At 40.3% G+C, this 22,578-nt stretch carries 21 protein-coding genes; 4 read left to right on the top strand and 17 right to left on the bottom strand.

Annotated elements, in window-relative coordinates; translation table 11 throughout:
- Nucleotides 1-186 precede the first annotated feature (186 nt).
- Nucleotides 187-606, top strand: coding sequence for an MAPEG family protein (locus ACZ5WS_RS12710; RefSeq protein WP_138604895.1), 420 nt, complete (start codon nt 187-189; stop codon nt 604-606).
- Between the two features lie 54 nt (nt 607-660).
- Here the strand turns inward: ACZ5WS_RS12710 and ACZ5WS_RS12705 are convergent, their stop codons facing one another.
- From ACZ5WS_RS12705 to ACZ5WS_RS12680, 6 genes are all read right to left on the bottom strand, one after another.
- The gene (locus tag ACZ5WS_RS12705; protein WP_464708855.1) at nt 661-3,462 is read right to left on the bottom strand and encodes a collagenase; all 2,802 of its coding nucleotides are present in this window, start codon (nt 3,460-3,462) and stop codon (nt 661-663) included.
- A 418-nt stretch (nt 3,463-3,880) separates the two neighbouring features.
- Nucleotides 3,881-4,783 (bottom strand): aromatic amino acid DMT transporter YddG, encoded by a 903-nt coding sequence (gene yddG, locus ACZ5WS_RS12700; protein ID WP_464708853.1) that lies wholly within the window; start codon nt 4,781-4,783, stop codon nt 3,881-3,883.
- Between the two features lie 425 nt (nt 4,784-5,208).
- Nucleotides 5,209-6,480 (bottom strand): Ig-like domain-containing protein, encoded by a 1,272-nt coding sequence (locus ACZ5WS_RS12695; protein ID WP_198523064.1) that lies wholly within the window; start codon nt 6,478-6,480, stop codon nt 5,209-5,211.
- Between the two features lie 27 nt (nt 6,481-6,507).
- Nucleotides 6,508-7,020, bottom strand: coding sequence for a porin family protein (locus tag ACZ5WS_RS12690; RefSeq protein WP_138604891.1), 513 nt, complete (start codon nt 7,018-7,020; stop codon nt 6,508-6,510).
- Nucleotides 7,021-7,215: 195 nt separating this feature from the next.
- Complete coding sequence (locus ACZ5WS_RS12685) at nt 7,216-9,063, bottom strand: ABC transporter ATP-binding protein (protein WP_464708850.1); 1,848 nt, start codon at nt 9,061-9,063, stop codon at nt 7,216-7,218.
- A 109-nt stretch (nt 9,064-9,172) separates the two neighbouring features.
- Entirely contained in the window at nt 9,173-9,628 is a 456-nt protein-coding gene (locus tag ACZ5WS_RS12680; RefSeq protein ID WP_138604889.1) for a phosphate-starvation-inducible PsiE family protein, read from the bottom strand.
- A gap of 272 nt (nt 9,629-9,900) precedes the next feature.
- On the opposite strand from ACZ5WS_RS12680, the gene ACZ5WS_RS12675 reads away from it, so the two are divergent.
- Both ACZ5WS_RS12675 and ACZ5WS_RS12670 read left to right on the top strand, forming a co-directional pair.
- Nucleotides 9,901-11,295: a M28 family peptidase gene (locus tag ACZ5WS_RS12675; protein ID WP_464708848.1), complete on the top strand. Its 1,395-nt coding sequence runs from the start codon at nt 9,901-9,903 to the stop codon at nt 11,293-11,295.
- Between the two features lie 121 nt (nt 11,296-11,416).
- Nucleotides 11,417-11,863: a DUF4826 family protein gene (locus tag ACZ5WS_RS12670; protein ID WP_008110031.1), complete on the top strand. Its 447-nt coding sequence runs from the start codon at nt 11,417-11,419 to the stop codon at nt 11,861-11,863.
- An 80-nt stretch (nt 11,864-11,943) separates the two neighbouring features.
- Here the strand turns inward: ACZ5WS_RS12670 and ACZ5WS_RS12665 are convergent, their stop codons facing one another.
- Genes ACZ5WS_RS12665 through ACZ5WS_RS12650 form a run of 4 tightly spaced genes read right to left on the bottom strand, consistent with a single transcriptional unit; the run spans nt 11,944 to nt 14,854 of the window.
- Nucleotides 11,944-12,411 carry an outer membrane lipoprotein gene (locus tag ACZ5WS_RS12665; RefSeq protein ID WP_464708846.1) on the bottom strand — a complete coding sequence of 156 codons (468 nt, stop codon included), beginning with the start codon at nt 12,409-12,411 and terminating at the stop codon, nt 11,944-11,946.
- Nucleotides 12,412-12,426: 15 nt separating this feature from the next.
- Nucleotides 12,427-13,044 carry a penicillin-binding protein activator LpoB gene (gene lpoB / locus ACZ5WS_RS12660; protein ID WP_010389748.1) on the bottom strand — a complete coding sequence of 206 codons (618 nt, stop codon included), beginning with the start codon at nt 13,042-13,044 and terminating at the stop codon, nt 12,427-12,429.
- 11 nt (nt 13,045-13,055) lie between these two features.
- Nucleotides 13,056-13,481, bottom strand: a complete 426-nt coding sequence (locus ACZ5WS_RS12655) for a YcfL family putative periplasmic lipoprotein (RefSeq protein ID WP_464708844.1) — start codon at nt 13,479-13,481, stop codon at nt 13,056-13,058.
- Between the two features lie 8 nt (nt 13,482-13,489).
- Nucleotides 13,490-14,854: a COG3014 family protein gene (locus tag ACZ5WS_RS12650; RefSeq protein WP_178955912.1), complete on the bottom strand. Its 1,365-nt coding sequence runs from the start codon at nt 14,852-14,854 to the stop codon at nt 13,490-13,492.
- Between the two features lie 196 nt (nt 14,855-15,050).
- Between ACZ5WS_RS12650 and ACZ5WS_RS12645 the strand changes: the two genes are divergently transcribed.
- Nucleotides 15,051-15,929: a DMT family transporter gene (locus tag ACZ5WS_RS12645; RefSeq protein WP_138604882.1), complete on the top strand. Its 879-nt coding sequence runs from the start codon at nt 15,051-15,053 to the stop codon at nt 15,927-15,929.
- Here the strand turns inward: ACZ5WS_RS12645 and ACZ5WS_RS12640 are convergent.
- The 7 genes from ACZ5WS_RS12640 to ACZ5WS_RS12610 all read right to left on the bottom strand — a co-directional run bounded on the left by ACZ5WS_RS12640 (nt 15,913) and on the right by ACZ5WS_RS12610 (nt 22,569).
- Nucleotides 15,913-16,611, bottom strand: coding sequence for a M15 family metallopeptidase (locus ACZ5WS_RS12640; RefSeq protein ID WP_464708841.1), 699 nt, complete (start codon nt 16,609-16,611; stop codon nt 15,913-15,915). The genes ACZ5WS_RS12645 and ACZ5WS_RS12640 overlap by 17 nt on opposite strands.
- Entirely contained in the window at nt 16,611-17,741 is a 1,131-nt protein-coding gene (gene dapE / locus ACZ5WS_RS12635) for a succinyl-diaminopimelate desuccinylase (protein WP_464708839.1), read from the bottom strand. Before dapE ends, ACZ5WS_RS12640 begins: the two co-directional genes overlap by 1 nt.
- On the bottom strand, nt 17,741-18,085 hold the full coding sequence (locus tag ACZ5WS_RS12630; RefSeq protein ID WP_290171045.1) for an ArsC family reductase: 345 nt from the start codon (nt 18,083-18,085) through the stop codon (nt 17,741-17,743). The genes dapE and ACZ5WS_RS12630 overlap by 1 nt, the downstream gene beginning before the upstream one ends.
- 4 nt (nt 18,086-18,089) lie before the next feature.
- Nucleotides 18,090-18,587 carry a PTS glucose transporter subunit IIA gene (locus ACZ5WS_RS12625; RefSeq protein ID WP_008110014.1) on the bottom strand — a complete coding sequence of 166 codons (498 nt, stop codon included), beginning with the start codon at nt 18,585-18,587 and terminating at the stop codon, nt 18,090-18,092.
- A gap of 6 nt (nt 18,588-18,593) precedes the next feature.
- Nucleotides 18,594-18,977: an ACT domain-containing protein gene (locus ACZ5WS_RS12620; protein WP_010389757.1), complete on the bottom strand. Its 384-nt coding sequence runs from the start codon at nt 18,975-18,977 to the stop codon at nt 18,594-18,596.
- Nucleotides 18,978-19,199: 222 nt separating this feature from the next.
- Complete coding sequence (gene pta, locus ACZ5WS_RS12615; RefSeq protein WP_464708837.1) at nt 19,200-21,353, bottom strand: phosphate acetyltransferase; 2,154 nt, start codon at nt 21,351-21,353, stop codon at nt 19,200-19,202.
- A 1-nt stretch (nt 21,354) separates the two neighbouring features.
- Complete coding sequence (locus tag ACZ5WS_RS12610) at nt 21,355-22,569, bottom strand: acetate kinase (protein WP_464708834.1); 1,215 nt, start codon at nt 22,567-22,569, stop codon at nt 21,355-21,357.
- Between the last annotated feature and the right edge of the window lie 9 nt (nt 22,570-22,578).

Genomic DNA, 22,578 nt, shown 5'->3' with positions numbered 1-22,578 from the left:
AATTAGTATTAATATTATGTCAAAGTTTAATATACATTACATAAATACCGTAATTTTTATATAAAGCAGGAATCTATTACAAAAAATGTATATTTTGTAAAATAATTTATATACATATCAGTTGGTTAAATTTGGCTTAATAGTTGCTTTAACTATTATTCTAATAACAACACAAAGGAAAAAACAATGACCGATATTGCACATTCTGCGTTTGTAGCATTTTACCTATACTTAATTATGATGTTAGTTCAGTGGGCCGTTGCGACGTTTAGTAAGGCTAAACAACCTGGTGCAGTGCCAGGGAAAATTGATAAAGAGCTATCTCATGGGAGCTTTATATTTAGAGCGCATCGTACTTTTCATAACACCTTAGAAAACAGTGCACTATTTATAGGAACGGTTTTATTTGCTTTTGTGATGAATTACCACAGCTCGGTATTTGCAATATGTATATGGGTATATGTGATTGCACGCTTAATTCATATGGCACTGTATTACGCAATCGCCACCGAGAAAAACCCCAGCCCGCGTAGTTACTTCTTTTTAATCAGTGTGATTGCAAACATTGTGATGTTAGTGCTATTGGGACTGCGATTAGCAAGCTAATTAAATGGTTAAAGCGAAAAGCAAATCGGCTTTTCGCTTTAAAAAATATTTATACTATCGGCAACCAGTACTATTAAAGTCAACCACTAGACTTGCGCCCTCACTGTTTCCAGAGACTTTTAGGTACCCCCAAAATTGCTCCTGATCACGAATGAAAATACACTCGTTATTCGCACTATTGGCAGAGTTTGCAATCTCGTTACTACCATTTGGCCAAGTACTATTCGAGTAACTTAAGTCAATATTACCGCTACCATTTGCTGATGTTATTGAAATACCTGACTGACTATTTACATCTGCAATGGCAAACCACATTGGACCACTGTTACTTAAACATATGACTTCACCATCTTTAAGGCGGCCTTTACTTTGCCCTGATGACGTTGCACATGCATCAGGCAGTGAACTACGCGTTTCTTTATATGATGCAGTGAGCTTTACATTATCATAGTTATTATAACCGTTTACCATTACATGATAGTTTCCTACGTGGGCAGGATTGAAAATACATTGTTCGTTATTTCCTTCAAGGTATGGGCGACAGTCGTAGCGAGATAAGGTTGGCTCTGAGTTATAACTGACGTATAAATCAGCATCCCCTGAGCCATCATTTAGACTAAATGTTAATTCGCTAGCGCCAAAAGGGACGTCAAAATTAAACTGTAACTGGGTGTTTTGCTTTTGAGAAATAAAAAGGGGTTGACCATTTATGAGCGTTTGTTTATTGCCTTGAGTATTTTCAGTTACGGTTGCGATAATTGTTTTCATATCAATGTCGCCATCGTTATCAGTGACGGTTAATGATACGGTATATTGACCTGACTGCGTGTAAGTATGTATTGGATTGGCATCTGTGCTGCTAATACCGTCGCCAAAGAGCCAAGTATAACTTACGATATTTCCGTCGCTATCGTTACTACCAACACTTGAGAACGTAATAGGGGTATTTTCTAGGCCCGAATATGGGCCATTTATATTGGCACTCGGTGCAATATTTAACGGCGAACCATATACCAACTGATCGCACCATTGCACAAATTCATTTTCATAGTTATTAGCCCAATGTTGGGTTTTATTTTTGTACGCACGCCAATTTCCTTGACGTGTGTCCGTGAGCATAGCGTTGAGTTGTTCTTTGTAGCGCTCAAACATAAAGCGTACCCCTAAATAGCCCCAACGATAAATTCTATCTTGATCAAAACCATCGTAGTTAGTGGCAAATATTTGCTGCAGGGTAAAGCGCTGTCCATTTTTAATGGTATCTATTGCCGCTTCATTATCATTTTGATTCGCGATGTATTCTGCGACCCCCTCAGACCACCATACAATGTCTTCGGTTGGTGAGTTGAAGTTACCATATAAGTTAAAACGACCGTCTAAGTAATGAACATATTCGTGCTCTAAATTCCATACAAAATGATCCGCTTTTGCATAGCTTGCTTCATAAGCTACAAAGTTGGCTTCGTTATCAGTATCAGAAGGATCGCCCTCTAAATATATTCCGCCATTATTAGTATTAATACCAAAAATGGCTTTAGCATACTTGCTATAGTCATCACTACTATCAAAAATATTTACGTATAAAAAACGGTTATAATCATTCGCGACAGGCATATTTTCTGTGGCTAATTTAGTATGAAATAACCCTTCTTCAGCCTGCATTGCATCACATGCTGCAGCGTGTTGAGCTGCTGTCATCGCCTGTGAACGGATTTTTATGGTGTTGCTACAATTATATTGCTGGGAAAGTACTTGTTGAGTGAGTGTATCTACAAAATTACAAACACCAAACTTACTGCAATCAGTGTAATAATTTACAATGTCAGCAGCGCCAAGCCACACGGCATCACCATAGCCATAACTTTGATAGGTATTAAAAATATTAGTTAAGCCTGCGTCTACATCAGGTTGAATACTTGCTTTAGAATATTTTTTAAGCCGCGCAAGCTCACTTGCTGCATTTACTATTAAAAACTCTCCGTCAGATCCAATTAACCATTGTTTTTGCGTAAACTCACTTAATTTTATTGCTAAAGCTTTATCGTTTGCTATTAACGTTACAAATTCTTCATTCCACTGCCCGCGATATAGCAACGTAAAAATTCCATTAACTGCATTACGCATATTCCAACTGCTCGCATAACTTTTATCAAAACGCGTTAGCCATTGCTTAACAACTTCAAGATAACGATGTTGTTGTTCAGCACTATCCATTGTAATAATGACCTCTGACAGTGTTTTACCATGGTCATCGTTGTTATCATAAAAATGTTGATTGTTTACAAAGGCATCAATGGCATCTGCAACGCTAGGTGTTACCAATGCAGGAAAGTCGATAGAGTCATTATAAAACTCTGCATAAAAGCCGGTTCGCAAATATAAAAATAAAGCTTCGATCTGCTCATTGCCACCACCAGTGTAACTTTGTGAAAGTGAGTTAGCATGATTGGCTACAGCAATCATATTATCGGTGGTAAAAATCTGTGGTTGAAGATCGGTTGCAGCAAATAACTCGTTGATACACCGTGTACCTTGGCGCTTTACTTCGTCAATAATCGTAATGGGATTTGCAACAGCAAGGGCATTCAAGTCACAACTAACGGCCATTACCTGGCTTAACATTCTCTTCGTTGTAATATGTTGCTGTATTGGCGTTTGTTGAGGTAGCTGTTGCGGCTTTTTTTGTGATTGTGCCACAGGTGCATTGCTATTACTGTATTGGTTTACGCCGTGATGCATGACGCGCTCTACAATAGCAGGCTGCGGTTTAAACGTTCGTTCTTGCTGGGAATGTGCAGTTGCAAAGCTGGTGATACCTAATAGCGGTAAGGCCAAAATAAATGTATATATTTTCATAACTTTCCTTTGATAATGATTATCTCAACCTGCAGTACACAATTGAGGTACAGGGTTGTATCATTTTTCTCCCCATGCAATCAATAAGTTTTACTTTTAGTTTTAAAATTAATACTTTAGTTTGTTAGGTGTTAAGCTTTGGAGGCAATGAAGTCGCATTAGATGCGAAGCACTTGTAGACTTAAAGATATAAGTAGACTCATAATATTTTTAACTCAGTATCTATTGTCTTTAGTGAGCAAGGGCTTATTAAACGGGTGAGTTTTATTGATTTATATAAAGTTATTTGAAGAGATGACTAAATTAATATTCTTTAATGGCGTTTTATTTAAAGCGAATCTGATAGTGAATTCATAATATCACTTTAAAATACGATGCGCGTCTGAGGGGAATTCGGTCCGCGCAATTATTCCTTGGTTTATTGAGTTAGCTTGATTTTTCGGGTCACAATAAAACACATTAATGAGCCTAATGTAACTAACACAACGCCTTGCCAGAATACGCTGGTGAGCGATATTGATAAGTAAATAGAGGCAAATAGTGTCGATAACACAGGAATAAAGTAAGACAGGGTGCCTAACAACACTAGGTTACCGCCAATGATTGCTTGGTTCCATAGTGCGTAACCTCCACCAATAACCACGCCTGCCAATACTAAGGAAAAGCTAGAATCTAGGCTAAACTCAAAGCTGGGTTCATTACTTAATCCGTAACTTATCCATAAAGAGATTGCCGTGGCTGCAAAAAATATACTAATGGCATTTTTACCCTCGCTAAGTTTTACCGTTACACTGCAATACACAGCCCAAATAAACGCCGCTGCAAATGCCATGGAGTAGGTTACTGGATTGTCACTAATATTAGCGGTTAATACTTCCACAGATAAACCACTATTACCTGCAATGCACCATGCAACGCCTAAAAACGCAATCAGTATGCTCGGGTAGACTAATACGCTTACTTTAATGCGGTTAACAATAATCGATAACAAAATAGTTAACGCTGGCCAAAGGTAGTTAATAATCGCCATTTCCAACGCTTGCTGGCGACTATTTGCAAAGCCAAGCGATAAAGCCAAACACATTTCGTAAATCACAAATAAGCTGCCACCAAAGGCTAAATAGCGCTTTGGATAATTGTTTAGCTTTGGTACACCCATGACAAGCATTAAAAAAATCGCACTGACGCTATAAATCAAAGCAGCACCGCCAATTGGGCTAAATAACTCCGATAAATCACGAACAAAAGCAGTTAAACTGCTCCAAAGTAAAATAGCGAGCACCCCATAGAGGGTGTATTTATGTTTAATTAAAAAAGACATGGAGAGCTACTTAATGAAAAACAAAAGTAACACTTTAATATATGTCAAGGGGTAGGGCATTAGTTTTACTAACTTTTAGTCTGATAGGTAGTAGCAGCATGTAGGGTCTTTTTAATCGTGGCGCGAGGTTTGTAACCTCGTGAGCAGTTGATAACTGCTCACGCGTTATTCTACTGGCTTACATCCATGTAAGAATAAGTAAGTCCGAGCAAAGTTTTCGCGTCTTGCTAACGCTCCTTACCTACATTCAGTGGGCAACAAAGAGTAAATCCACCCTAGGGAAGAGCTCGATGGGCAGCGCCTGTTTGGCATTGATGCAGCGTTATTGCCTAAATGCCAAACAGATTACTACAAATCTAACCTTAAAAGACCAACAGACCCTAGTTAAATAATTTAAATAGCATCCACAAATATAGAAGGGTTATTTATTCAATATTTACCTGAACGCTGCTTACTTGATTATCGTAGGTCGCTGAAACAATAAAACTACCAGCGCTATTCGTTTTACTGGTTAATCTATAAACCGCATTCTCTGTACCTGCGCTAATTAATTTTGTAGTTACCAAACTGCTTCCATTAATGCTCCAATCAGCAAATTCAGTTACATTCACACTTGAAGTTTCATCACTGCCATTAGCCGTCAGTGTGAGATTAATTGAACCAAGAGGGGTCATAGTTAATACTGAACTGCCATCATTTATTTGAAGATCATTTAAATCATCAGAACCATCGACTGTTACTGTAATAATTTTCTGCTTGTTGCCACAGCTGCCAATTAATTGAGTTTCACCAGACTTGAGAGCAACAAGCGTTCCTTTGTTTTCGCCTTCATCTGTTATACCAATATAACGGGTTCCTACTTGCGACCAAGTAATAGTGTCATTAATAGTCTTAGCTTCTTGAGCTACCAAAGAGGCAATTGCACTAACTTGAATACGATCGCCAATATTAAGATTGATCTCTTCAGTTGGCTCATCATTAACTAAAATATCGATAGACTCTAAATTTTTAGGATCTGCTTTCACTGTCAGCTTACCAAGAACATTGTCTATTTTAGCTGTAATAGTTGTATCTTCAACATCAGGAGCGGATGTAAACAATAAGCCGTCAGAGTTGATTGTTGCAGTACTGCCGTTATCAACAGCAAAACTTAAACCTCTAATGGTATTTAAAGATGTATATCCATCAGCATAGGTAAGATCGGCTGATAATTGCGCAGGTATACATGTATTAATGTAATCAATGTTAGAAGCGGCTGTTTTTAAGTTAATTTCAGTGACTGCGACATCACTTACTGAAACCTCACCTTCACCTGAGATATCATTGATGGTAGTTCCTGTGATAGATACAGCCCCTTGGTTTGCTGTTGTACTCGAAACCGCATTTACAACACCATTGCTATTTACAGTTGCAATAGTCGGATCGTTAGACTCCCAGGTTAACTCACTAGTAATGTCGCGCGTGTCACCATTACTATCTATACCCGTAGCACTTAATTGTAATGTCTCACCTGGCTTTAAGCGTTGTTGATCTCCAACTATCTTAACAGATTCTATAATGGTGCCTTCAGAACGAAGTTTGTCTAACTGTATTGCTTTTGCAAGATCCGTTGTATCACTTTCAGAACCGCAACCCGTAACGCTGATAATAAATAATGCGGTTACAGATAATTTAAAAAAACTGTGTGTATTAATCATATTTCTATTGCTTCCTTTCATACATAACTAAAAGTGATAAACAAAGCCTAAGGTATAACCGGTTATTTCAATATCATCACCTTTGAAAAGGGATTGATAACCAAGTCTTATTTGAGTGTTTTCTAAATAAGGAATTTGCTGGTGCATTGCGACTCCCCAAGAAAAACCATCATATTTATAATCACCATTTATTGATGTGGAAGGATTAGACACAACAACTTGATTTTTTGCATAACCCAATGAAACGTCCAGACCAAAGCCATTGACTACATCAGATTGCATAACAAAATATAGGGCTAAGCTTTTGTCTAAATTTAACTCTGTATTATAAATATTATCACTTGTGTTTGATGCTAGGTAATGCGCTTCAAAAGCCATGTTATTGTTACTAATACCAGCACGTATCAATGCACCTTTAGGGGTCGCGTTTTCATTACTTATTTCGATATCACTCATCATGTAGTCAACACCAATATAAGGGGTATCTGCAAAACTACTGAATGATGCGCTAAGTAAAAGTAGAGTAAGAACTTTTTCCATAAATTTAAACTTTTAATCCATCTATATTTTGGAGCGTATATTATAAGAGCACTTTGTATTAATCAAGCCGAGCAATTCACTAATACGTAATTAATAATATTGTTACCAATACAGCATTATTATTTAAAATTTTATCGATATAAGAATATAATTAAGTGTGTAAGGCATCTTAAGTAGCACCTTACACATTAGCGTTTATTCAATACCAATAAAGCCGCCGGTTTGATGTGCCCACAGTGCAGCATAAATGCCGCCTTTGGCAATTAACTCATCGTGACTACCTTGCTCTACAACACCACCTTCATCAAGCACAATAAGCCTGTCCATTTGTGCAATGGTTGATAATCGGTGTGCAATGGCAATGACTGTTTTACCTGTCATTAAATCATCTAAGCTGGCCTGAATAGCCGCTTCTACCTCTGAGTCTAAAGCGCTGGTAGCTTCATCAAGTATAAGAATAGGCGCGTTTTTGAGTAACACCCGAGCAATAGCAATCCGTTGACGTTGCCCGCCCGAGAGGGTTACCCCTCGTTCGCCCACTTGTGCATCAAAGCCTTTATTGCCTTTACTGTCTTCTAAATCGGTTATAAAATCGAGTGCTTTGGCTTGCTTGGTCGCATCGAGCATTTCGGCTTCTGTGGCATCGGGTCTGCCGTATAAAATGTTATCTTTTACTGAGCGATGTAGTAGGGATGTATCTTGGGTAACCATAGCAATATAACGGCGCAGACTTTCTTGGCTAACATCGGTTATATTTTGACCGTCAATACTAATGCTACCCCTGTCTGTATCGTAAAAACGTAGCAACAAGTTAACTAATGTGGATTTACCTGCGCCAGAGCGACCTACTAAGCCAATTTTTTCGCCCGGTTTAATATTTAAGTTTAAACCGTTAATTACTGGACCTCGGTTATTTTCATTGGCGGCTTTACCATAATTAAAGTGTACATTGTTAAAGTCGATTGCCCCTTGAGTAACTTTTAAGCTATCGGCTTTTGGCTTGTCATCAACCGCAATCGGGTTTGAAAGGGTGCGCATACCATCGGCTACGGTACCAATGTTTTCAAATAAGCTGCTAATTTCCCACATGATCCATTGGGCCATGCCATTAAGCCTTAACGACAAACTCAATGCTACAGCAATAGCCCCCGCACTAATGGCACTTAACGACCATAAATACAAAGACACCGCTGCCACCGAAAATACCAGTAAATAGTTCAAGCTTTGAATAACCACATTAAGGCTGGTTACCAAACGCATTTGTTTATATACAGGCTGTAAAAATACGTCCATGCTTTGTTTAGCATATTGCTCTTCGCGTTGGGTGTAAGAAAACAGCTTAATGGTTGAAATATTGGTGTAGCTATCAACAATACGGCCGGTCATTTCTGAGCGTGCGTCAGCTTGTGAGCTTGCAATGCTTTTTAACCGTGGTACAAAGTAAATTTGCACGCAAATATATAATGCTAACCACACTAATAACGGCAGCATCAAGCGCCAATCTGAGGCGGCCACTAAAAATACCATTGAGCCAAAATAAACGGCAATGTACATCAATACATCAAGTAACTTAGTCACTGACTCTCGCACAGCCAATGAGGTTTGCAGCACTTTAGTGGCTATTCGCCCGGCAAATTCATTTTGATAAAAGCTAACACTTTGGCGTAATAAATAACGGTGCGCTAGCCAACGAATCGACATCGGATAGTTGCCTAATAAAGCTTGATGTAAAATGGCCGACCTAAAAAATACCACCACAGGCATCACAACTAGGAGCATTAACCCCATTTTTATTAATTCGGATTGTTGCTGCAAAAAAAGTTCTTCAGGGGTGTACTCGCCAAGCCAGTCAACCAGTTGCCCCATGTAACTAAATAAAGACACTTCTAAAATAGCTAATAATGCGGCACTAAGCGACATAAGCACCAACGACAGTTCCATGCCTTTGGTGTAATGGCGGCAAAATGCAAATAAGGTATTAGGAGGCTGAGACGGAGAACGCTCCGGAAACGGTTTAGTCATCCGTTCAAATAATCGATACATATTAGAAGCTTATTAAGTATTTATAGAGATGTCCCACTATACCATTGTAAAATACAAAGGCGCAGTGGGAATGAGATGTTTAAGTGTTATCTTAAGTTGAGTTAACGCTTTAAAGTTTTGTGTGACCGGTTTTATTTTTTACCAGCCAGTAAGATATACCTAAGGCTATTGTTACCAATGCAAGGCCAACAATTTGCTCTGAGGTCACTAATTTTAAATCTAAAACAATAATTTTACGTGCCACAGCCATTAGTGCGGTGGCAATAACCAGTTCAACCGGCAGTGAGCTTGAACCTAAATATAAACGAATGTTGGTAAATATTTCTACTGCTATAAGCACCACCATAAAAGCACCAAAGGTTTGTAGAATGTCTTCAATGTTTAATAAAAAGTAAGGGGGAGAGCTCAATCGCATATATAAAACATATACTACATCAGCAATACTCCAAAAAATAACCAACACCATGAGTACCGCTAATATTTTAATGGCAAAGCGAATCGCATGATGTAAATACTGCATAAGGGGATCAACATGATCCTCAGGTAATTCTTCGTGTTTCTTCATATTTTTACAGCACCTTATTATTTTAAACAGGGTATATAAAATGATAGCTGATTAATCGTGTTTCTCTCCTTAGTATACGTACAAATCAGTATAAGTGATTATTTTTATTAAACTAGCGTACTTATTAGTTGCAAATGAACTAGGCCGAGCAAGCTAGCTAATGTTAATTAAATGTAATTTAACCTGAGGTTTTTAACGTCTATCTCAAAAGCATTGCTGTATAACTGCAGAGCTGTCATTTTAAAAACATCAACAATGAGGATTAAACTGCTATGTCAATTTCACCTTTAAAGTTAGTTACTCGGCTTATTAAGTATAGTGCGGTTGCATCTGTTTGTAGCGCACCATTTTATAGTGTGGCAGCACAAACCACACAACAAGCATCATTGCACAATATTGCAGGGCAAATTTCAGCGCAGCGTATTGGAGATGATATTCAAACGTTGGTGGATTTTGGGACTCGCCATACTCTATCTGAAACTAAATCGGATACTCGTGGTATTGGCGCGGCAAGGCGTTGGATAAAAAAAGAATTTGAAGCAATTTCTGCACAGTGTGGTGGCTGTTTAGAAATACTAGAAGTAAAGCAAACCATTTCGGGAGAAAAGCGTATTCCTAACCCTGTAGAAGTGGTTAATATAATTGCGATTCAGCGCGGTAATACCGATCCTAACCGTATGGTGATTATGTCGGGAGATATAGACTCGCGGGTTAGTGATGTTATGGACTTTACTAGCGATTCACCGGGGGCAAACGATAATGCATCAGGGGTGGCCGGTGTTATTGAAGCTGCACGGGTGTTATCGCAATATACATTTAATGGCTCAGTGGTATACGCCGCACTCTCAGGTGAAGAGCAAGGTTTATTTGGTGGTAAAATTTTGACTGCTTACGCACAAAAAAATAACTGGCAGGTTCATGGTGTTTTAAATAACGACATGATTGGAAATATTACCGGCATTAATGGCGTAACCGATAACACCACTGCACGTATTTTTTCTGAAGGCACGCGCGTCGTTGAAACTAAAGAACAAGCCCGCACTCGTCGTTTTACCGGCGGCGAAGTTGACTCAGCGAGCCGTAATTTAGCACGTTACATAGACACCATTGCTGATAAATATATTGAAAACTTAGATACCATGCTGGTATACAGGCTCGACCGCTTTGCCCGAGGCGGGCATCACCGTCCGTTTAATGATGCGGGCTTTGCGGCTGTGCGTATTATGGAAACCAACGAGCATTATGACCGCCAACATCAAGACCTGCGCACCGAAAATGGGGTAGTGTACGGTGATACTATTGATGGGGTGGATTTTGATTACGCCGCAAAACTTACCTCATTAAATGCGGTAAGCCTTGCGTCAATGGCGTGGGCTCCTGCGCCACCAAAAGAGGTGAAAATTAGTGGTGCCGTACGCGCCAGTACCACACTTTCTTGGCAGCCAACAGAGGATAAAAATGTAGCAGGCTATCGTATATACTGGCGCTATACTAGTGAACCACAATGGCAATACAGTCAATGGGTTGATAAGGTCAGTGAATTTACCCTAAAAAATGTGGTTATTGATAATTACTATTTTGGAGTTGCTAGCGTGAATAAACAGGGTATTGAGTCGCCAGTGGTATTCCCAGGTGCTGTGGGTTCGTTTGATCACAACATAAAGTAAGTGTACTTTGCTTAAAAACCCAGCAAACAGCTGTGAATAAGGTGTTAAGCACGCTATTTATGCTTGCGCCTTATTTGTTATGCCCTTAAAGTGTAAACAAAGAAGTAAAAAGGTTATTAAAATGCAGCAACAAGAACAAAAACCATTAACACCAGAGCAGCAAGCTGAACTTCAGCAACAAGAAATTCAATGGCAGCGCGAATGTTTTCAAAATGCGCAAAAACATTTAGCTGAAAAAGGCATTATGCCTAAAACCTTGCTTGAAAAAGAAAGCCGTTTTTTAGCGCCTTTATGCGCGCTTTGGAAATTTAAAGCGCAAAACGGTAAGAGTTACTGGGTGATCACAGGTCGTTTACCAACCGATCACGCTGAAGCGTCTGCAGCAAAAGATGCACGTGATGCCATGCGTTATTTTTCATTGCAGTGGCAGTTAAAGGCCGACCAAATTATTACAGCGGGTGCACGAGATAAAACCCAAGCCGACTTTGCAAACTTACTTATAAACCGTGCTCATGGCTTATATGAAATGCATGAAAATGAGCAGCTTTGGGCAAAAGAACCAGCTTAAAAATAAGCGTAATTACCTTTTAAAAAAACCTAACTTAGTTACCTAAGTTAGGTTTTTTCAGTTATGCCGTCAAAAGAATATTAATACGCGCTATCTACTCGCACTGTGTTATTGGTTAAGTAGATCAGGCGAACATTATCCCCTTGGTGTAAACGCATAGCGGGATCGTTGTCTTGTACCACCATAAATTGCTCACCACTTTCTACTTGTATCAGTAATTCAACGAGCTGTGTGTTTTCATAGCGCTGTGTTTGCTGCTGATTATGAGCAACGTTACCACCAATCACCGATCCTAAAATAGTCGCTATAGTACGACCACTGCCGCCGCCAAACTGGTTACCAATAACACCGCCTAGTAAGGCACCGCCAAAGGTTTTCCAGCCGTTACTTTTGTCTTGTACTAGTTGTTGCTCAGTAATAGTGCGCGCCGACTTTACTTTACCAAATAGTACTTGCTGTACAGGAACGGCTTTATTTCGTTCGTACTTGGCAAACGTTGGGGCACTTACTACTAATAAAGCGCATAAAATTAAGCTAAGCGTTTTCATAATTCGCTCCTGTTATTACCAACCAAACGTTGATTTTTCACGCGTCTTACGAATTTCAGTTTCGTCAGCCCATTCAACAAGACCGCTTTGCATATCCATTAAACGCATTGTAAATTTGTAGTACACATCGGCTTTATCTGCATTAGATTTAACAATGCTTGATAGGTTACCGTACAGCATATATTGCGCACCAATTTGCTTACCAAAAGCCACTGCAGTACTTGGGTTGACTAAGGCGTCTTCGTTTTGAAATGTAATTTGCTCACGAACCGCCTCTACACGGGTCATATCAACAAATCTAAATTTGCCGCTACGCAGTAATTGAGTAGAGATTGAGTCGGTGATTGATTCTGTATCTATGTGTTCACTGGTTTTATTTTTAATACGCTCTACAAATACCACAGGGCGTGTATTGGCGGTCATAGTACCAACCACAGGCGAACTAAGCAGAGAGTCGGTCATTTGCGAGGCAACTTTTTGTAAGTCAGTAGAGCCAAAGTTTATATCTGTGGTTTCCACGGCTTGAGCATCACCATAGCTGACAACCGCTTTGTTGGCACAGCCTGCAAGTGTCAGTGCCGCTAAGCCTAAAATTGCATAACTAGACAGTGATTTAAATTGTTTATTGATCATCATGATTTCCTTTAATCTTTAAATTCTTGTGCGTCGGTTGAAACTTCTCTTACAGCTAATGAGAAGGTAACGGCATTAGAGCTAGGAGCTAGTCCTGCAAGCTGAGTTTTAGCAAAGCCAAATAATGTTAGGGCTTGCCACGGTGAGTGATTGCCTTTAATAACAAAGCCATCTTTATCAAACCAGTTAAATTGATACTGTAAGTATTGCGACTTTTTATAGGTACTCGCTAAAGTAACCACTACGTCGGTAAGGTTATTTGTTTGACGCGTTTTTACATCACTTATTAAAAGCTTTTTAGCTAATTGTGGATTATTAACATTGAGCTGCTCTTTGTAAGTGTTGGTAGTTTGCTCAACCCCAATACCTGAGGTTACAGGTCGGCTGCTACATGCGCTAAGCATAAATAACGCAATAACGGGAAGTATGTATTTCATGATGGCTCCTAAAGTTGCACTACATGGGAGTTAAAATAGTTATTAACAGAGGTTAGGTAGATTAACGTTAACCCTTGCTTACTAACGGTAAAATTTATTGGCGGTTGCGAGCCAACGTTTAGAGTATGTTCTCCTGCTTTTACTGCACTGCGGGCAAGGCTGATCTGATTAGGCAGGGTAAGCCAACTACGCGTATCTGCTTGCTCAGATGCAAGATTATACAAATTAGCCAAAATGTTCCCTACATCACCGGCACTGCGCGCAAGCTCTGCACGCATTTTTTCTTTAGCGACAAGGCGTAATATTTGCCTTGAAACACGACCAGCTACTTGCTGTTCTAAAGTTTTAGCAGCCAGTGCCTCTAAATGTACTAACGGGCTTAATGCTAATACTTGGTTATTAACTTTTATATTATTCACGGCACTGCTGTAGGCATTATTAATATAAACAGGCATTGCTAGGCTATAAAAGCGGGCATCCCCCTGCGAAGTATAAATAGGCAATCGCAATTTAAACTCGTGCTGTTTTGGTATAAGGCCTTGTTCAAATAATATAACTACTTCGCCTTGATTTTTATCTATGGTGTTTACTTCACCAAACTGTCGTTTAAATTGTTTGTAGTCATCCGCAAAGCCTTGCTGCTTAGCAAGGCGCAATATATCTTGCTGTAAATACGGATTGCTAGGTTGTATTTCGAGCGCTTTTTTATAGTCTATGTAGGCATCATCGCCTTGCTTTGCCGTTTCATACAGCAGCCCGGATAGGTAAAACGTATACGCATTTTGAAAGCCATTTTTTACCGAGCGAGTTAAATTATCCATGCCTGGGTAGTGTTGTTGTGCTTGAGCAACGGCATTATCAAACTCGCTTTGATTATCGAGTAGTGCATCAACTTGTACTTTATTGGCACGGCGTATTTCAACTAATGCGCTCTCAATATCGCGCTTATAAACATAATTAAGTGCTTTGTAGCTATGCAACATACTCATTTCGTAAGCAGGTGGGATATAACCTATCGCTGAGTCGTTAGTTAACAGCGCATTACTTTGCTCAAGCCCTGCACTTACTTGTATTTTGGCTGCTTGGCGCTTAGCTTGCATCTGTTGGTAGACAGTTTCAAAATATGTTTGCGCACTGTCTGGATTATTAGCTAAATCAGCAATACGCCCTTGCTCTAATTGGTTCAGTAAATAATTACTGTGGGCTTTACTGTTGGTTTTTATAAGGGTGCGTGCATTTTCAATATTATTATTGCTAATAGCTTGCCTAACAGGGGTGGTGTTTGTGGCATAATCATTAAACAAGTCGTTAAAGCCAATAGTGCTGCAACCACTTACAATAAAGCAAAAACTGAAAATTAAAATGTGACGCACACGCACTCCTTTTATCTATTTTATAAGGTTAACACATGGCTTATAAATGTAGGTGTGAAAGATTGTAAAAAAGCGTAGTGTATAAACATTAAAGCTTTATCATTAAAAAATAACCATATTAACGTTTACAACAATGGACGCTAACTTAACCTGTACACAAAAACGGTACATATTTATCAATACGTTAGGAATTTATTTGAAAGCCACTCTCTTTACTATTATCGCGTTAGTTGCCTTTGCTGCCAATTCGTTATTGTGTCGCTTAGCATTAGCTCAAGGTTATATTGATGCGTGGAATTTCACTGTTATACGGCTTCTCAGCGGGGCAGTGTGTTTGACCATTATTATGCTGCTCTATACAAAGCAGTTAAATAAAAATGCACAATTAAGTGGTTCTGTTATTAACGATACCGGAAGCTGGCGAAGCAGTGTGAGCTTGCTGATATACGCGCTGTGTTTTTCTATAGCTTATATAGAGTTAGATACCGGTATGGGCGCGCTTATTTTATTCTCCGCGGTGCAATTTACCATGATCGGCTGGGGCATCTATAAGCAAGAGCGCTTAACCGCTGTGCAATGGCTTGCATTTATTGTGGCGTTTGCGGCTTTTGTTTACTTAATGCTGCCTTCGCAAACAGCGCCACCGGTAATGGCGGCAGTATTAATGAGCATAAGTGGCGTGGCATGGGGAATATACAGTATTCGTGGCAAGGCGTGTGTGTCACCACTTAGGGCCACCACTTATAACTTTATTCGCAGCTTATTAGTGCTACCTATTTTAATTGTGGTGGGTATGAGCCAGCTTAAGAATGTACGTATGGAAGGGGTGTTACTTGCCATTGGCTCAGGTGCGATAGCATCGGGTGTTGGTTACAGTATTTGGTATGTGGCTATGCCATTATTAAAAAGCACGCATGCAGCTATAGTGCAGTTATGCGTGCCCGTTTTGGCAGCTATTGCAGGAGCGGTGTTTTTATCAGAAACCTTAACTGTGCAATTTATGCTCCCGAGCAGTATTATTTTACTAGCGGTATTGGTTTTTACGTTAAATAAAAAAACTAATAACACTGCTTAGCTGGTGGACTCACATTGAGCACAAAGCGTTCATACAAAGCAGGTAAGTGGGTTAAAATAGCGTCTTTACCTAATAAATCACTCTCTTTAATGCAGTTGTGTAATACCTCAACTGACAGGTGCCTCATAAGCTGCTCTGATTGCGCAATGTGGCTAATATGCCAAAGTTCTGGGGCAACACCGCCTAAATCATGCTGATAAGGCCGATAAAATCCAAATTCTGCTAGGTGAGTGTCTAGCCATTGACTCAGTTCGGCAAAAGGCCCGCCATGCTGATATTCATCGGGGGTTAGTTGCAACTCATAATCGTCACTCACTGCGCCTTTATCAAAAATATCTAAGTCAGTGCCTAAATGATGGCGACTTGCCCCTGGCAGTGCAGAGTACAGCATTATGGCGGTACATTTTTCAATATCACTCAGTGAATTTAGTTCAACGGCTTGTTGCGCTTTATTTAACACCAGGCGCTTATTTGAAAATTTAGCATTCCAAATAGCTGATTGACGATTAAAATCTCGAAAACTTGATGCAATACATAAATCAAAGCCAGCGGATGCGGCCGCTGATTGCAGTGCAACAAAGTCGTTGACAATATTGGCATGCAAATAATGGTTTTGTATGGCGACTAGGTGTGCATCACTTTGTCCGGTGATGCATTGTATGAGTTCTTTATTTGCAGTCATTAAGTTAACAGTTGTTCTAATATTTGCTCGTAAATATCTGCCAGCGCGATCAGGTCATCTGTGCTAACACACTCATCAACTTTATGAATTGTGGCGTTACGTGGCCCCAGCTCGATTACTTTAGCGCCGGTTTGAGCAATAAAGCGGCCATCTGATGTCCCACCTGTTGTTTCTAAATTAGTGGTTAAGCCAGTTACTGATTTAATCGCAGCGACGGTAGCATCAACTAACGGACCGTGATCGGTTAAAAACGGTAGGCCATTTACAATCCAATTTAGTTCGTAATTCAAATTATGTTTTTGTAAAATCGCGTTCACTTTTTGTTGCAGCTGCTGATGAGTAACTTCGGTGCTAAACCTAAAGTTAAATTGTACTTCAAGCTCACCGGGGATCACATTACCAGCACCTGTGCCACCATTAATGTTAGAGATTTGAAAGCTGGTGGCTGGGAAAAAGTCATTACCCATATCCCACACACTTTGGCTTAATTCGGTTAAAGCTGGCGTGGCTAAATGAATTGGGTTTTGTGCTAAATGTGGGTAAGCTACATGACCTTGCACGCCTTTAATGGTTAAAAAACCAGTTAGAGAACCACGGCGACCATTTTTAACCACATCACCGAGTACATCGCGCGATGAAGGCTCACCAACAAGACACATATCAATTTTTTCACCGCGCTCTTCTAAAGTATCTATTACGCGGGTAGTGCCGTTAATAAACGGGCCTTCCTCATCTGAGGTAATTAAAAACGAGATAGAACCTTTATGATCAGGGTGCTTAGATACAAAACGCTCTGTGGCTACAACCATAGCTGCCAGTGAGCCTTTCATGTCGGCAGCGCCACGGCCATGTAATAAACCGTCTTCAATTAGGCCCGCAAAAGGCGGGTGCTGCCAGTTTTTTTCAGGTCCAGTGGGCACCACATCAGTATGACCGGCAAAACAAAAATGGGGCGGTTTGGTCCCTTTACGTGCCCATGTGTTTAGGGTATCGGTAAAAAATAGCGATTCAATATCAAAGCCAATAGCGCTTAGACGTTCATTCATCATATGTTGACACCCAGCATCTTCAGGTGTAACTGACTCTCGCTGAATTAATGCTTGGGCTAGGGTAATTACTGGATGGGTCATTATTTAAAAATCTCATCGTATTGGGCTGCTTTAAAGCCTAAGTGGTACTGCCCGTTATTAACAAGTACAGGGCGTTTGATCATTGCAGGTTGTTCAACCAATATATCGATAGCAGTTTGCTTAGTTAAGCTTTGCTTTTGCTCATCCGAAAGCGCTCTGTAGGTTGTGCCACGTTTATTAACAAGTTGTTCCCAGTCAATATGCTCTGCAAAATCGCTAACCATATTATGATTAACGCCATCTTTACGATAGTCATGGAAAGTGAATGCGATGTCATTATCGCTTAGGTATTTTTTTGCTTTTTTAATAGTGTCGCAGTTGCTAATGCCATAGAGAGTGATCATAAACCTACTTCTTTTTGATAATAGTTAATAAGGTATCTACACCAGCATTGACCTGCGGGTGAGAATAATGAAAAGTGCCTAAGTCGTGGCCATTGAGTATGATAAGGCTAGCTAAAATAGGCGCATCGAGTTCACGCAAATCAAAGTAAGCGAGGCGCTGTCCTTTGGTTATTTTGCTGCCATTAAGCTGAGCAATATGAGTATGCGTGAGAGTTTGAGAATCAGGTACGGCTAAGTTTATTAATACTTTTAAGCCATTTTTAGCTTTTAAAATAAACTCGCACCCGCCGCTTTTAACTTGCAATAAAGTGCCATTAAATGGCGCTAACACTTTATGGCTGGTTAAGCTGACAATAATCCCTGGCCCCAAAGTTCCAAAGCGGAAAAAAGCTTCAGGATGCGCGTCCATCTGCATAACTTTGCCACTGAATGGGCTAGTTATTTGTATCGCGCTTCGGCCAATTTTATTTTTAGTTAAATAGCTAACGTCTTCAGATTTCATTATTAATTAAGTTACCACATTGTAGCCATCGGCTCTAAGAGCAGCCATCGCTTTGTTGACTGTTTGCTTTTTTACTAAGATATAGTCGGTGTCATAGGTTGAAATTGAAAAAATTGACACGCCAGCTCTTGCTAATACTCCTGAAATATTTGCCATAATACCGGTTAACGAAAATCCTAATGGGCCAATTACTTCTAATGCTTGCCAATTCGATTCTGTATCTTGGCTATCAATTATAAAGTCATCAGGGCAAACGACCGAGAGTTCATCGTGCGTTTTTGAAATAAAAAATAATGGTTGCTTTAACAGGGCAGGAGGGATGTCGGCATCAAGCGCTAAACTATGAATTGATAAAACAGTGCTGTGTAATTGTAGTGTTTGTTTTGACATAAAACCCATCCATAGCAGCAAGATAATAGCTTTATAGTATAGAGTATTGAATCTAAGTTAAAGGCCCAAACTGAGCCGTTGTTAAAGTTTTTATTAATTAAAAAATAATTGTCCACAATTTCTGTGGATAAGCTTGGGGGTTGTAAGGTATAAATAGCCTAACCTATTAATAAGTAATTAAAAAATGGCTAGGCTATAAAAAGGACATGTTAGTTAAAGGGGTTAATTAAGTGTCTCAGCTTGCGCTGCTTGAATGGCAGTTAAAGCAATGGTATACACTATGTCGTCAACTAATGCGCCACGGCTTAAGTCGTTAACTGGTTTACGCATCCCTTGCAGCATCGGACCGATACTGATCAAATCAGCGCTTCGTTGTACCGCTTTATAGGTGGTGTTGCCAGTATTTAAATCAGGGAATATAAACACCGTTGCTTTACCTGCAACAGGGCTGTTAGGTGCCTTTTTAATCGCTACACTTTCCATAATTGCCGCATCATACTGTAGTGGTCCATCTATAATTAGATCTGGGCGCTTTTGCTGGGCCAGTTTAGTTGCCGCTCGCACTTTTTCTACATCAGCCCCACTGCCTGAATCACCAGTACTGTAACTTATCATGGCTACGCGAGGTTCAATACCAAATGCTGCTGCTGAGTCGGCAGATTGAATTGCAATGTCGGCTAGTTGTTCGGCATTAGGATCGGGATTAATAGCGCAATCACCATAAACTAGAACCTGATCCGGTAATAGCATAAAGAACACAGATGACACTAATGATGAACCTGGCGCGGTTTTGATTAACTGTAACGGTGGGCGAATGGTATTGGCAGTGGTGTTTACCGCACCCGATACCAGACCATCGACTTTACCTTGCTCTAGCATCATGGTGCCAAGTACCACGTGATCTTGTAGTTGCTCTTGGGCGACTACCTCGGTAAGACCTTTATTCTTACGGATTTCCACCATAGGTGCCACGTAGTCATTTATGATACTGCTTGGCTCAATTACAGTTACATGCTCGTTAAGCTCAATGCCTTGCTGCTCGGCTATACGCAATATTTCATCACGATCACCTAATAAAATTGTTTTAGCAATGCCACGCTGGCCACAAATAGCGGCTGCTTTAATGGTTCTAGGTTCGTTACCTTCAGGCAATACAATTGTTTTTTCGGCTTTACGAGCTTTTTCAGTCAATAAATACCTAAAGGCAGGAGGGGATAGTTTTCGGGTTTTCCCCACACTTTTAGCTAAGGTATCTAACCAATCAGAATCTATATACTCTGCGTTATGATCTTTTACCTTTTCAATGCGCTGTTCATCATCGCTTGGCACTTCTAGGTTAAAGTTATGCAGTAATAACGAGGTGCGCCAAGTGTCGCCTTCGGTTGCTAAAATAGGCAGCCCTGTTTGCATGGCTTGTTCGCACAGCGCCATGATGCGCGGCTCAGGCTCAAAGCCACCGGTGAGCAAAATAGCGCCTAGTTTAGTACCATTCATGGCAGACAAGCAGGCTGCAACCAATATATCTGAACGATCGCCTGGGGTGACCAATAACGCACCTGGGGTAAAATAATTTAGAATATTTGATACCGTGCGGGCGCAAAAAGTAATGCGTCTTAGTCGACGATGTACCATGTCACCTTCGTTAATAATAGTGGCTTTTAAATAGGCACTTAAATCTTTAACGCGCGGCGCTACCAGCTCAAAATCCCACGGAATGGCACCAAGTAACATAAAAGGATTTTTTCTAAAAATAGGTAAAGAGGCCAGGCGGTTAAGCTCGTTATCAAGCGCTTCTGGCTTGTAAGTATCGACTAAATCAGCGCGAGCACGACCTTCTTCATCTAGAGGGGCATTTACTTTATTGAAAATACAACCCAGCACACGAGGGTGATCTATGCCACCGTAATTTCCAGCAGCAATTTCAAGGCGATCTTCAATCTGGGTAATACTGTAATTCCCAGGGGTAAGCACAAATACGATATCGGCCCCTAAGGTTTGTGCAATTTCACGGTTTATGCGTCCTGCATAAGGTTGGCGACGAGTTGGCACCATTCCTTCGATTATAGCCACTTCGTCATCATTTATTTTACTTTGAAAACGCTCAACAATTTCTTCTAATAAATCATCACCTTTACCATCACCAATCATTTGCTCTGCGTAATCGAGCGCAAACGGTGTTGGCGGCTTAATTGGTGAGCCTTGAGTGACAATTTGGGTCGATTTTTCAGGGCCTGTTTCACCTGCACGCGGCTGGGCGATAGGTTTGAAAAAATTAACCTTAACCGTCTTTTGTTCCAGCGCTCTTACTAAACCAACTGATACTGAGGTTAAACCTACCCCTGTAGAGATAGGTACCAACATAATACGACGAGCCATATTATAACTCCTTGGTGATGTTTGCGGCGTCGAGTGCAATAACCCATTCTTCGTTGGTAGGCATAACCACCGCTTTGCTTGTTGAATTTGCAGCGCTAATTAATCCAGCTTGGCCAAACCTTGCATCAAGGTTTGCTTGAGGGTCTAAATTGATACCTAAAAAGGCTAACTGTGTAAGTACTTTTTCGCGAATAATATCCGAATTCTCGCCAATCCCACCGGTAAAAATAAGCGCATCTAATTTTTGCAGCGGTACCATGTAGGCGGCTATTTGTTTTGCTAAGCGGTAGCAAAACATATTAAGTGCCAGCATGGCTTGCGAGTTGCCAGCAATAGCAGCCTCTTCAATAGTACGGCAATCGTTTGATAACTCGCTTATTCCTAATAGGCCACTCTTTTGATTTAGCAGGTCATCAATTTGCTGCGCAGTGTAATCAAGCTGCGTAGTTAAAAAGTTAAATAACCCTGGGTCAATGTCACCACAACGGGTACCCATTACAAGTCCTTCAAGCGGGGTTAAGCCCATGCTGGTATCGACACTTTTACCGTTTTTGATTGCACACACCGAGCAGCCATTGCCTAAGTGGGCGCTAATAAAGTTACTTTCTTCAACAGGTAAAGCCAGCATTTTAGCGGTTTGACCTGCTACATAAAAATGGCTAGTGCCATGAAACCCATAGCGTCTAACCCCAAAGTCCTTATAAAGTTGATAAGGAAGGGCATATAGATAAGCAACCTCATCCATAGTTTGATGAAATGCGGTATCAAACACGGCTATTTGTGGTAAATCTTTAAATGATGCTTGTGCTGATGAAATACCTAGTAAATTAGCTTGACCATGTAAAGGGGCTAGTGTGGCTGCTTGGGTAATACCTGCAATGACGTTATCGTCAATTAAAACTGATTGAGTAAAGTGCTCGCCACCATGTACTACGCGATGGCCCACAGCTACTAATTGATCGTCTAAATTGTGATCTTTTATTAAATCAACCAGCGTATCAATTGCTTGGGCATGTGCTTGGTTAGCAGCAAGCTTAATAGTGGTTTTTTCTCCCTGAAACTTATATTTAATTGAGGGAGCATTATCACCTAGGCGCTCAGCTAAACCTGATATAATGTCGTTTCCTGTGTTTGCATCAATAATTGCAAACTTTAGACTTGAGCTTCCACAATTGAGTACCAAAACATGGTTCGGATTATTTGGGAGTGTTGGCATAGATTCATT

This window comes from Pseudoalteromonas sp. 11L1, from assembly GCF_055397545.1.
The sequence above is the reverse complement of the archived record's forward strand: the minus strand, read 5'-3'. Positions and strand labels throughout refer to the sequence as shown.